The organism is Microbulbifer sp. THAF38, from assembly GCF_009363535.1.
GTDB lineage: Bacteria > Pseudomonadota > Gammaproteobacteria > Pseudomonadales > Cellvibrionaceae > Microbulbifer.
The window spans coordinates 2,726,663-2,739,759 of sequence record NZ_CP045369.1 but is presented as its reverse complement, the minus strand read 5'-3'; the positions used below and the strand labels follow the sequence as shown (position 1 = coordinate 2,739,759).

The following is a 13,097-nucleotide window of genomic DNA, read 5'->3' as shown; positions in this document are numbered from 1 at the left end:
TGTATTGGATTTATGCGGCTGTTGCGTAAGCGGCAATGGCCAACTGTTCAATCTCAATTCCTCTTTAATGGCTTCGGCTGGAGACACAGCGGGGGTCGTAAAATACTTTTGTCGCTGTCCCAGGTATCGTTTATTAGATCCGTCACTTGTGGAGCGCCTATATCACTCTTATTCGCTTTTTCTGCTGATGCTAATTTCACATTTGTAAATAAGCTGCAAAAACATCATCGTTTTTAACCGCTATATCGAGTTACCAATTAAGGCCTAAGCAGGTTGATAGCTATTGACACTGTAGTTGGTCGTAGTTGTTTCATTTGAAACTTTTTGCGCCAGTCTATTTAAAGTGCCAAATAAGCCCGCCACTTGCCTCTCAGGCCAAAAATAGATGCTGGTCTAATTATATAAGCCGCTTCTTTTGAAACCCCTGGATGGCCGATATTTTCACCAACTTTTGACGCAAGCTAGGACATTTTAAAAGCGAGAATTCAATGCCCGTAAATCCTATGAGAGGAGAATCGCCTCCTATTCGAATAAAAAAACAGGGGTGAAGTGAGGAAGTTGATGTTAAAGGGCGCTCGAAGGAAAGATTTTTTTTACGGCTTTAGGTGTAATAAAAGATCAATCGGAAAGGTTTATTATGTCACTCTGGGAGGGCTGTGATTGGAGTGTGTAGCGGTTGAGAACTGCTAGGTGGTTTTGAAATAAATTACATGAATAGTGAAAATAATTCGCGCATCAATACTCGATTTGCTGTAGCGGCATCTGTGCTGAAAATTGGTTCTCACCAAATATCTCTCAATAAAATTATTTTCCCGTTGAATGTCTTGTTCAATAGTAATCAAAAGTCAACATGAAAAAAATTTAGGAAATAATGACTTTCCTGAACTGCGAGTGCCGGAATGAAAACTCCATCACAGGAATTTAAGATAATGCTTGTCATTATGGAGAGCTCACTTTATAAAATGATCGTGCCATGTAGGTGACTTCAGTTTCTTTTAATGGGGGAGGGTTGAAGTCACAGAAAAAGTTTTAGAAAAAAAATTTGGACTAATAATGTTCTCGCTTGCCGACCTGTTCGACAGGGTTGTTACTGGTTTCTGGTGTGGAAGCCTTGAAAATCTGACTGGGGAAAAATTAACGGCTCAATGTTGTGAAAGTGCATTGTCTCTTTTGCAGCAGGCCGATATTCAGTTGGCCCATGGGGACAGAGTTGTTATTAGGGCACAGAACGATATTTTTACTGTGGCGACAATGTTGGCCGCCTGGCATCTAGGCTTGGTGGTAGTTCCGGTCAAGGGCGATGCAACACAATCCGCGATAAATTCTATTGCCTCTGACTGCAATGCCAAGGGAATAGTGGATGGTGAAGAAATCGTTCCATTGGAAACTTACCGGCCGCAGCAACAGTTATTTGAGCTTTGTACTCCCGCCAGGGTTACAGGTGTCGACCTGGCCCTGATTATCTACACCTCGGGTAGTACTGGTAAGCCAAAGGGCATCATGCTCACTCACCAGAATGTGCTTACCTCTTTGGAATCTCTCTCTCAGTACCTTCGCCTGTCTGGCGAAGATCGTATTTTATGTCTATCACCTCTGTCGTTTGATTACGGCCTGTATCAAGTGTTGTTTGCCCTCTATAAGGGTTGCTCAACAATTCTTTACGATAAAACATTCAATCCTCTGCAGGCTTTGAAAGTAATATCTGAACTGAAAATTTCAGTGTTACCCATTGTTCCGGCAATGGGCGCCGCACTGGCGAAACTTTTGGCACTGGTAAAACCCGATCTTTCTGCACTACGCGCTATTACCAATACCGGTGGTCACTTACCGGAGTATGTAATTCGTACTTGGAAAGAGTATCGTCCTTCGCTTGATGTTTTCTCAATGTATGGTTTGACCGAGTGTAAAAGAGCCCTGTACCTGGAGCCGGAGCTATGGGAGCAAAAAATGGGTTCTGTAGGGAAGCCTATTCCTGGGTTGGACGCTCGCATCTTTCTGCTCGACACCCAGGCGAATACCTACAGGGAAGCTCAAGCCAATAAAGTTGGTGAGCTCTTCGTGCGTGGCTCAGGGGTTATGCAAGCGTACTATGATCCCAGTGCTCAGGGGGGAGCGCAAATTGTTAGCGGTCTTTACCGGGATGATAACTGGCTCGCTACCGGTGATTTGTTCAGTCGGGATGATGAGGGCTTTTATTACTTTAAGGGTCGCTCCAAAGACCTGATCAAACAAGCAGGTTTTTGTCTGTTCCCCAAAGATCTGGAGAATGTAATAGACGCTTGTCCATTGGTGCACCTCAGTGTGGTTATTGGTTCTACAGACAAATTTCAAAATGAAATAGCAGTCTGTGTGCTCGAGCTACAAGAAAACACACCTGAGAATCAGCAGCAGTTTAAAGTGTGGTTAAAAGAGAATCTGGATGCTGATTACACACCCAGGGAAGTAAGATTTGTCGAGTCAATTGAATTGACGGCAAATGGCAAAATTGACAAAAAGAAACTGGAGCAAGAGCTTCAATCCTGAATTCTCTCAGCTGGAAACGCTGAGATTTCTCGGTCGGTAGGCATTTTATAAGACGTTAGAAAATAACGATTAGACCGATAAGTCGTAAATACGGCTGAAATATTTGTGCCCTATAAGAATGATTTAAAATTTCTCCAGGTGATATCATGAAAGCTTCCTTGGAAAAGCTCGTTGCCCAGTTCAGTCAACAAAAGCAACACTTTTCAACACCGTGCTATGTCTACTCTCTAGAAGATATTGCCGATAACTATCGAAAACTAAAAGATCGCCTGGGAACCTCTCTTATTTATTCTCTGAAGGCGAATAGTTGCCTCGATCTCATTGTACGCAGTGGTCATGTTTTCGAAGATGGTATCGAGATTGCCTCTGTCGGCGAGCTAAACCTTCTGCCAAGGGGAGAAAGTCCCCGCTATATCAATAATCCATCCGCAGATAAAAGCTTTATTAGAGCGGCAATTGCCAGCAAGTGTACCCTGGTCGTAGATAACCTATCCCAGCTGGAAATTATTCGAGAGTTTCAAGGCAAGCGCCCGATCAATCCGTTGATTCTTCGCTTGAATCCCAGCACTTTGGATCAGTTTGATAAAGCACAAACGGTGACGAAGAAAGACCATTTTGGTTTTGGATGGAGTGATGTTGAGATCGCTTTGGCTTTTTGTAAGGAACATGACTTAAAAATTGGTGGGTTCCATGTTTTCCGGGGGTCTTACAATTTTGCCAAGCTCGCCTACAGCACCGCGCAAGCTGCATTGCAAATAGTTGAGAAGTTCGAGCGTGAACTCGGCTATGCGATTACATTAGTGAATCTTGGGGGTGGTTTTGACCTGAACTGGGAAAGTGTCGATTTTAACTTTGAACAGTACAGAGAGCTGCTTGGTGAGTTTCCCTCTCACATTAAAATTACCCACGAAAGTGGTCGTGCCATCGTTGCCAGCGCAGGGTACTTCGTCACTCAGGTTCGCTATGTAAAATCAATAGAAGGGCAGCAGTACGGCATTTGCGATGGCGGCATGGCCCAGAATTTTCTTTTGGCAAAAACGGAAAGCACTTTTAAGCGTTTCAGTCAGCCACTGATATTACGTGAAGGTAAAGTACTGGAACCTGTGAGTAATGCTGAAGGCTGCTTATTGGTAGGTACTTCCTGTAATAAGGAAGACGTGATCGGTGAGGTAAAAGGTGCAGCCATACAGCCTGGTGACCTGGCCATTTTCAGTAATTGCGGTGCTTACAATGCGAGCTATACCGTTGCTCCCTTCCTGAGCTTACCTTCTGCCAAGTCTTATCTCATGGAGTAACTTATGGAAATTCAATCTATTGCCGGCGGCTTCGTTGTCACCCAACTTTCATCTGTTTCTCCAGTGCCTGCTTCACTGCAAGACCTTCTTGAGAAGGCTTGCATACGCTTGTTCGATGCTTCGATGATTATTGAAGACCCATTGACAGCGCTTGCTCCCCTACGGGAGCCATCTGTCAAACAGCCTTTGGAGCAATTTGAACAAACCTTTGTCATTGATCAAATTATTGACAGGGTACGAGACGAGGGGCTTGCCGATCATTTCCATGAAATGATCGGCCTGTTTGGCTCCATTATGATGAGCCTGACCGCTACAGAAGAGCAGCTGGCTCAGGTAAATAGCTGGGTGGAGCAGGGTATTTTTGGCCATTTCCTGATGACTGATCCCGGTGGCCCAAGCCTGCAAAGCTGGAAGACTGAACTGCAGGATACCGATGGTGCCCTGCGACTCAATGTCAATAAAATTCATGGCATAGAAGCGCAAAAGCTGGGGTTTGCCATGGTTGTTGCCAAGCAAGCCGCACGCCCATTTCCAATTACATTGATGTTGCCCCCTGAACTCTGCTCTGAGTTGAAGCAGTCATCTATAGGTGAGGCTTTTCTGGATGGCAAGCTACAACTGGGTAATTGTCGTGGCAGTGTCCCAGTGACTAAAGAGATGCTACTCAGTAAGGGCGGCCTGGGTAGTGTCAATCGCTTCCTTACATTGGTACGTCCTCGTTTTGTAAAATCCCTGATGCACTTTGTACTCTGGTTGAAAGATCAGGGTGAAGTCGAGCTGTCAGTTGCAGACCAAGAGAGTATCGAGTACCTAATTTATCTGTGCAACGAGCAAACCTCGGCCACGATCTTTTCTATGCACAGTGTGAATAGGGTTTTGGCAACAAAATTTGCCAGTAACGAATTACTTTTACATCTTGTATCGTCAGGTAAAGTAAAAAGTAAGTCCCGCCAGCGGGATCTGTTGGCATTTACCAAGATGGAAGGCAGTTCTTACCGCTGTTTCTTTGAGATTTACAGTAAATCGAAAGGGCATCGGCTATGAGTTTGTACCTGAAGTCGGCAGCCTTTACTCCCATTGAAAATATTACATTCGCAACGAGTGGAGGCTTGCAAGAAGCCTTCGCTCGAATCGGAGAGATAATTTCGGATCAGAGTAGGCGAGTGCTAGAAGTTATTTCTTCAGAAGCTAGGGCTGAGGTTGATCGGCACTTTCTCTGTTCAACGATGATCGAACTTCCCTTCACTACTGGGGCCGTTAGCACGGATGACATAAATCCCCCTGAACACCAACGGGGTATACCTGTCACCAGCTTTGTGAATACTTATGAGTGTGCCTCCTGGGGCTACAGCCTGCGTTATTACTTACGGCAAAATCCCACCGCACGCTATGTAATAGTCAGTATTCTGGATGCCAATGTGCTGGATCTGAGCTTTTGGCAGAGCAATGAAAACTGGGGCAAGAGTGGCTTTGGTCTATGTACTCTGCTTTTGGAAGTTAAATCCTTTAACAGAGAAGATATCACGGCAGGCTGTGCTGTTACTTATAACACCACGCCAGAGTTTGCAACAATTGTTAGGAAAATGGCCAGCAATAGAAAGGATCTGACCTTGTCTTTGCCATTCTTCCCGGAAAATATACGACAGATTTTTACCCGACTACTGAATGGCTTCCAACAGCTGCCCGATCTTCATGACAGGTGGGGTCATTGTTTTGGCAGTGACCCCTGGTTAAATATTATTAGCCATGGTGTAGCTGGTAGGTTTCAAGAGCGTGAGAAATTATTGGCATGTTCTATTGCTTTGAATGGTTACTACTGTACGGCCGAAGTTAGTGTTGATCAGGACAGCACCTTTTACCTGGCGGAGTCGGTATGAGTAAAGTGATAGAACTTTCCAGCAGGTTGATTCGTAATCCCTATCCACAAAACCCTAAACTTTGCGCTGCCCAGACATTGCCTTTGCAGGGGGAATCCGACTTTTTGGCAATTTCCCTGTTACCGGTAGGTAATATTCCTGTGCTATTAAGTTTTTCGGAACATTACCAGCTGTTGGTGGAGCTATTGGAATGTGTGGATCACTCTGGTGTTGAGATAGAGACGATCTTGTTGCGAATGCAGATGCCGGCGGGTGGCAGGATGCCGAAACTGTTTCTGCAGGAGCGGGTTTTGATGTTGCAGGATGTTCAAACAGAAGAATTAATTCTGCATAAAGCGGGTAAACCTTATCTGGTGATAGAAGATACCTTAGTGCGCCATCCACTGGAGTCTGGCAGAAATAATATTTGCATCCGGATTTGTACTGCCGAAGATAGCGACAATTTGGTCGCCATGATTTCAGAAAAATTGCTGAACCTGGGCTTTGATAACGTTGAGCAAATAGTCAGGGAAAGGACCGTATAAAATGTATATCAGAAGCCTATGGGTAGATCATCAGGGGGAAACAGAGCAACTATTGCACTCCCTGAATGAATATCTTTCAGGATTAACTCATCTTCCAGGGCTTGTATACATCGTTTCTGCAGGCGAAGCCAATGTGTTGCTAGAGCGTCCGGTTATAGAATTTCTGGCTCGGCTAGAAGAGGCTGGGCACAATATTCAATTTGTCGGTAGTGCCTGCACCAGCTTTCATGCGGCGCTATTAAGCTATTCTAAACGGCAAGAAGAAGATGCCCTAATCATTAATTTAGAACTGGGCAAAGAGCGACAACAGGAGTGCTTGGACGCCTTGGGTATAGGTGTAAAGGCCGGGCAAGATGGTCTGGATGTAATCACTGGTGTGGCGGCTTGCTGCTTGAGCAAGCATTATCATGCAGAGAGTGTATGCCAGATTTCCAGTTGTGATATTTTATCTCAAGCGCCAACGCTGAGTGGGGCTCATGAGCTGGTACAAAGTCTCAAGAAAATATTGACTACCGATTTCAGTCATTCCTGCCGCATAGTGTCTTTTGATATTCAATCCCGCTGGGCCAAAGGTTTATTAAAAGGCTTCTCCCGGGAAGAAAAATCTCAATGGCTGCCCAGTAGTGAGCTTGATGGGCAGCATTATCTCAGTATAAAACCCATTGTTGAGATTCATAAATATTGCCTGGAAAGTGAGGTGGAAAATCTCTGGATTATCACTTTGGGTGGTGGCGGCCGAGCTGGCTGCCTCCGAGTGCATAAAACACCGCGAACCGATGGGCAGTTACTTTCCCGGTTGGTCCATACTGAGACTCTTTCACTGGAAGAGGCTTACGCAAACTTTACGGCGGCACAAAATATCGATGATGCGCATGGTCAGGACTATCTGCCTCATGTGCGCGGAGCCATGATTTATCCCCAGAAAAAATATCGGGGAAGGCACAATCAAATATTTCACTGGGTGCTGGGTTCCGGCAGCTGGCGGTCACTCTTGGAAAATCAAGGAGCCAAACATGGGTAGAAATATCTATAAGTCCGACTTGCGGGAATTTAAGTTTCTTATTGAAGACCAGTTCTATCAGACCAAGGCGCTTTTTGAGCATCCACTCTACAAAGATTGCTCTGTAGAGGTTCTGGAGGATGTCCTTCAGCGCGCTAAAAAATTTGCCACTGAGGTGTTGGGTCCGGGCTATCAGGAAGCTGATGAGCAAAGTTGCCACTTAGTTGATGGCAAGGTGCAGTTACCTTCCTCTTTTTCTGAGATGTGGAGCCGTTTCAAAGAGGAGTGGGGTGATTTATCCTCTGCCAGCGGTGCACAGCGTACCGATCTGCCGCCTTTTATTATGCAGATGCTCCTGGAAATGTTTATGGGGGCCAACCCCAGCTTTATGACCTATGGCGGTTTCTGCCTGCCTTCTTCCACTCTGGTGGAGAAATATGGTACTGAACTTCAAAAGGCTCTTTTTAAAGATAAATTGGCCACATCCGAGTGGACTTCCTGTCTTTGTTTAACCGAACCACAGGCTGGCAGTGATGTCTCCCTGGTGGAAACCAAGGCCTCCCAACAAGAAGATGGCACTTATCTGCTGACCGGTGAAAAGTATCTGATTAGTGCCGGTATGCACGACCTTACAGGTAATACCCTGTATTTTGTGATGGGCAGGGGGGAGAAGAGTGGATCGGGCACCTATGGTTTGTCTTGCTTTATCGTACCCAAATTCTGGGTTGAAGAAGATGGAAGCCTTGGAGCGTTCAACCATGTCGAATGTATCTCTCTGGCTGACAAAATGGGCTTTAAAGGCTGTGCCAATACCCACTTGACTTTCGGCAAGAATGGTCAATGTCGTGCCTATTTGCTGGGTAATCGGGAAAATGTTGGCTTGTTGCAGTTCCTTACTTTGATGAACCAAGCACGGATTAGCACCGGAGTTTATGCCCTGGGTATGGCTTCATCGGCTTACTACAATGCACTTGCCTATGCCAGTAAGCGTCTACAGGGTAAACGTTTTCACGAGAGCTTCAGTGCTACGGCGAGCAGGGTCAATATTGTTGAGCATGTGGATGTTCAACGTATGCTGCTGGAGATGAAGTCAAAAGTTGAGGGTTGTAGGGCATTAATAGCCAAGCTAACTCTCTCTGAAAGCCTACTGAAGACATTTGAAGGGGATGAGGCTAAGAAGTCGGAAGTCGCCCATCACCAGGGCCTGGTAAACCTGCTGACCCCAGTGGTCAAAGCCTATATCAGTGATCAAGCCTGGCGGATATGTGAGCTGGCTATCCAAACTTGTGGTGGACAAGGCTACCTAAAAGAATTGGGTATTGAGCAGTATGCTCGGGATATCAAGGTGCTCGCGATTTGGGAGGGAACCAACTATATCCAGAGTCAGGACCTTATTCGCGATAAGCTGGGATTGGGCAACTCCAGCAAGCTGTTCCAAATTTATAAAAATGAATTTGAAACATTTATGGATAGAGCAGCGGATTTCCCAAAATTCAAAGCGGAATTCAGTCGCCTGCAAGAGTCCTTTACACATTTTGAGACTGTCTTGAAAGCAGTGCATGTCTGGGTCAGGACTAAAGAGATGTTCAAGATCCCAGCCTATAGCACTCGTATCCTGCATATGATGGGGGATATAACCCTTGCCTGGTTGTTATTAGAGGCCGCTTGCAGTGCCTCTAGTCGCTTGAGCAATGAGGAGGATGATAAAGCCTTCTTTGAATCGAAAATTATTAGCGCTAAGTTCTTCATCAGAAATGAGTTGCCCAGAACCAAGATGGTGATGGAGATTATTCAGGATCACGACTCATTTTGTCAGGTGGACGCTCCGATATGGGATTCTCTTCTCGCTGAGGTGGAATCTGTGTGATGAGTACTATCGGACAAATACAAAAAGAATATGACGTTGTCATTATCGGCGGCGGCTGGGCCGGGTTAACGCTGGCTAGACAAATAAGGCGGGGCAGCCAAGACACTTCAATCTTGGTCGTAGAGGCGAATGATGGCTTTCGGGCAAAAGTCGGTGAAGCGACCGTTGAAATGACCGGCCATTACTTTATGAACCAGTTGGGCCTGGTTAATTACCTCTATAGAAATCACCTTCCGAAAAATGGTTTGCGTTTTTTCTTTGATAAGCCGGATCACAGCTTGTCTCTGACAGAGATGAGTGAGCACGGAACTACCAGTATACCGCCTCACCCAGCCTTCCAGCTGGATCGGGCTCGCCTGGAGGCGGATCTGGTTGAGATGAACCGGGAAGATGACATTGAAGTACTGATGGGTGTGAAGGCCAAGGCCCTCAGTATAGAGTCCGCGGATGAGCGGCATTCTGTGCAGTTGTCTGCAGAAGAGTGCGACGCTGAGGTCACTGCCCGTTGGCTGGTGGATTGCAGCGGACGAAACCGTTTTACCAAAAAACACAAGAAATTAACCCGCCAGGAAAACGTGCCGGAGAACTTCTCTGCCTGGGGGCGCTTCAAGAACATCCAGGATATTGACTCCATGGGAGACGAAGCCTGGAGAAAGCGTGCCTTTGGTCGTTTCTTATCCACCAATCACTTTTCTGGTGATGGATATTGGGTGTGGTTTATTCCCCTCAGTGGTGGCTACACCAGTGTCGGCATCGTTGGTGAGAAAGATAAGTTTGCAAAACCGCCGACTAAGCGTGAAAGTTTCCTGGATTTCCTGAAGAATTATCAGGCAATTTCAGAGTTGTTGGATGGCGCTGAGCTGGTGGATTTTGAAGCTTGGGGGCAGCTTGCCTATCGTGCGGAGGAGTTCATTTTCCCCGACCGTTGGGCAACTTCTGGTTTTGCCTCTATGTTTCTTGACCCACTGTTCAGTGGTGGTGGCGATATGATTGCACTGTTTAACGATCATATCTGCAAATATATCCTGATGGATCTCGCAGAGTCTGATAGAGACAAGGCTCAACAAGTACTGGATCAGCAATTACCCATCGCAAATCAGACCGTAAAAGAGTTTTATCAAGGTCTCTATGCCCATGTGGCGAATGTTTATCCGGTTATTGATTCTGCTGAACTCTGTTCGCCCCTGCTGGCCTATAACACCTCAGCTTATTTCTTGGAGATTGTCTGGGATTATATGTCCGGCAATTATCTGGATCAGGAATACTGGCAGCGCAAGAGTTACCTGCGCAGGGGTTATCTGGCACTGGAGCTCATACTGCAGAAGCAGTTGATAGATACCGCAAAAGTACTCAAATCTGAAGGCCGTTATTACCGAAGAAATGATGAAGGCTTTTTTGAGTCTGGAGCGGATCACTACAAGTATTTTGTATACCTTATGGGTACTGCTGGTCGGGACGGATGGCGTATCGATTTAAGGGTCAAGCTTTGGGTAGAAATATTTCTCAAGGTGATTGAGGCAAAATTGGATTTACCCATGCTCGCTAACAAAATGATAGTTCAGCAGAGCATTTTGCTGCCGGATTTACTTGAAAAATCCAATTTAAATTTCGCCGACAAGGGTTGGCTTCTGGAGAAGATTTCGGACAAATTTTCAGAAATGCTATCTGAGGAGGCTGAATGTCCCATTCAGGTTAAAGTATCTGAAGACTCTTTCCATACTGGCATGCTGGAAATTATAGATTTATCGGGAGAATTAACGGTAGATGAGCTTGAGAAGCTCACTAAGAAGGCAAAATCACTCTGGGGGCAGACCCAAGAGTATATTGCTATGCCAAGTATGGTTCCGGTTTTCCTGGCGTTTGCGCGTAGCCAACCCGATAGCATAATGGATTCTGTAATTGACCAGAGAAAAGTGCTGGAAATGGGTCAACAAGCCTCTGAAAGTCGTGTAGTGGAGGCGGTGTGATTCAAGAGTTTTTTAAAGCGCGGGATGGGAAAAATCTGGCTTTCCGCTGGTTGCCTGCAGAAGATACAGAGACAGCGCTTATTTGTATGCATGGTAGTACCTTTAGCAGTCAGTGGTATTTAATGTTTGGGCGTATGTTGCACAAGCAGGGGATGACCATTTGTTTGCCAGACTGGCGTGGGCACGGAAAAAGTGAAGGTCGCCCGGGGGACCTGGATTACCCGGATCAATTGCAAGACGATCTGCACGATTTAATAGCACACCTCAAAGAGAGGGGCGTTCGCCGTTTTGTACTCGGTGGACACAGTGCTGGCTCTCTCGCCTCTTTGCGATACCTTGGAATTTATGGCACCAAGGACATAGCGGGTTTTTTCGCTATAGCCCCGCCATTGACTCAAGCTGAAGAGACAAGAAAGTATGATATTGCCACTTCAGGGCTTGAGTATTTTATCCGTTATTTTCGTAAAAGGCGGCACTCAAGGCCTATGGCTGGGCCTGAACAGCAAAACTTGCCGACTATAAACCTTTGGAAATACTGGCTGGCGATGCTCTTTCCCGTTTTCAGGCGAATGCCCGTGCTGAGTTTCCCTCCAGTTGGGTCGGCTGCTGGGAATCAGGGTAGGGTACTTGAATGTAGTTACAACCTGCTCAGTGCTTACACCATCAAGAGATATACTGATCTGTTCGCGAGTATTGATATTCCCTGTCATATTACTGTGGGGGAGCACGATGAGGTAGTCGATGCGAATATCCTCTATACGGTGATGAACTGGTATATCTCGCCACAGGTAGACTCCTGCCTAACTGAGATTCCCAATGCTACTCATATGTCGGCTATCTCTGCCTCGGCAAAACCTCTTTCCAGCTGGCTGGGCAAGGTGGTAGAGCGCCAACTGGAGGTGGCCCTGTGAAACAAATGGCTTATGATATTCCCGGTATAAAGCCAGTGTCTCTTGCAGTTGGTGCTGAGCTTTCTTTATTGGATTTTTACCCGGCTGAGTATAAAAATTTACAAAGCACTTCAAAGAATGAGTACAAAGGAATTATCCAGAGAAGTGATCGCAATTGTTTTCATATTCGCCTGGGGGAATCATTTAATTTACCTCTGTATCAATTCCTCTTTAATGAGCAATGGTTTATTGGTGCAAAATTGCCCTCCTTTTTGGCAGTTGGAGCCGATAGAGTCGATCCTCACTATTTGATTGAGCTGGAATATTTCGGTTTTCCCTCTGATAGAAAGTGTCTGTTGGAAGATGTCAGGATGATTTTTCCTGGCGATGAGGTCTCTGTTACTGCAGAAGCATTAATTTGGCTGGACGATACACTGCCTGAACAACCTGGCTTGACATCTTCTTTGGTAAAACCTCTAAGTGAAGGTGAAACCCTATTCAATTTGCTACCCAAAGTCGCTACAAGCCTATTCTCCCCTTTCGATCATGTATTCTTTGCTCAGGTATTTGAGAAGGTTGAAACTTGTCAAGAGTCTGTATGCGAAATCCTTCGGGAAAGCCTACCCAAAAACTTTGGTTTTGATCGGCATAGGGCTGACATTTTTAATGCAGCCCATAAATCCAGAAAAGTAGAAGGTATCGATCTAAAAGGTTATATCCGAAAGATTGGAGATCAGCTTGAATCGAGCTGGGAGGCCTCGGATAAAGTACTGAATAGGAATGCCTACTTGGCCGAGCGGTTTTATCATCCGTATGTCCTATTTCAGTTGAGTATTTTAGCTGCTGAGGCAGGTAAAGAAATTAGGGTTATCGATGCCGAAAATGGGAGAGAAGAAGAAACGGCAGATCCGGTTTTTACTATGGATGACAATCCCATAGTTAATATTTATGAGTCTTTTCAGAGGGTGTTTTTTTATGGAAACCAGTGGATTGCCCGGATCTGGTTTTTTATACCCCCTATGATTAGCGCCAAGATTATTAAACGGCAACAGAAATATTCTGAGGGAGAACAGCATGTATGTATATATGCTGTGACTCTGGATTATTTGTTGCGATTCTATCCTTTGAAAGTTGGTAATGTTACTGGAGATTAG

At 45.6% G+C, this 13,097-nt stretch carries 10 protein-coding genes; all 10 read left to right on the top strand.

Features of this window, described 5'->3' with window-relative positions; genetic code table 11:
* Positions 1-1,053 precede the first annotated feature (1,053 nt).
* Complete coding sequence (locus tag FIU95_RS11570) at positions 1,054-2,523, top strand: class I adenylate-forming enzyme family protein (RefSeq protein ID WP_152453928.1); 1,470 nt, start codon at positions 1,054-1,056, stop codon at positions 2,521-2,523.
* 146 nt (positions 2,524-2,669) lie between these two features.
* Positions 2,670-3,818 carry a PLP-dependent decarboxylase gene (locus FIU95_RS11565; protein WP_152453927.1) on the top strand — a complete coding sequence of 383 codons (1,149 nt, stop codon included), beginning with the start codon at positions 2,670-2,672 and terminating at the stop codon, positions 3,816-3,818.
* Between the two features lie 3 nt (positions 3,819-3,821).
* The gene (locus FIU95_RS11560; protein ID WP_152453926.1) at positions 3,822-4,862 is read left to right on the top strand and encodes a hypothetical protein; all 1,041 of its coding nucleotides are present in this window, start codon (positions 3,822-3,824) and stop codon (positions 4,860-4,862) included.
* Between the two features lie 119 nt (positions 4,863-4,981).
* On the top strand, positions 4,982-5,695 hold the full coding sequence (locus tag FIU95_RS11555) for a hypothetical protein (RefSeq protein WP_152453925.1): 714 nt from the start codon (positions 4,982-4,984) through the stop codon (positions 5,693-5,695).
* Entirely contained in the window at positions 5,692-6,219 is a 528-nt protein-coding gene (locus FIU95_RS11550) for a hypothetical protein (protein ID WP_152453924.1), read from the top strand. The genes FIU95_RS11555 and FIU95_RS11550 overlap by 4 nt, the downstream gene beginning before the upstream one ends.
* A gap of 1 nt (position 6,220) precedes the next feature.
* A complete protein-coding gene (locus FIU95_RS11545) occupies positions 6,221-7,240 on the top strand; it encodes a hypothetical protein (RefSeq protein WP_152453923.1) in 1,020 nt (339 codons plus the stop codon).
* A complete protein-coding gene (locus tag FIU95_RS11540) occupies positions 7,233-9,086 on the top strand; it encodes an acyl-CoA dehydrogenase (protein WP_152453922.1) in 1,854 nt (617 codons plus the stop codon). The genes FIU95_RS11545 and FIU95_RS11540 overlap by 8 nt, the downstream gene beginning before the upstream one ends.
* Entirely contained in the window at positions 9,086-11,053 is a 1,968-nt protein-coding gene (locus tag FIU95_RS11535) for an NAD(P)/FAD-dependent oxidoreductase (protein ID WP_152453921.1), read from the top strand. The genes FIU95_RS11540 and FIU95_RS11535 overlap by 1 nt, the downstream gene beginning before the upstream one ends.
* A complete protein-coding gene (locus FIU95_RS11530; protein WP_152453920.1) occupies positions 11,050-11,964 on the top strand; it encodes an alpha/beta hydrolase in 915 nt (304 codons plus the stop codon). The genes FIU95_RS11535 and FIU95_RS11530 overlap by 4 nt, the downstream gene beginning before the upstream one ends.
* Positions 11,961-13,097, top strand: coding sequence for a hypothetical protein (locus FIU95_RS11525; RefSeq protein WP_152453919.1), 1,137 nt, complete (start codon positions 11,961-11,963; stop codon positions 13,095-13,097). Before FIU95_RS11530 ends, FIU95_RS11525 begins: the two co-directional genes overlap by 4 nt.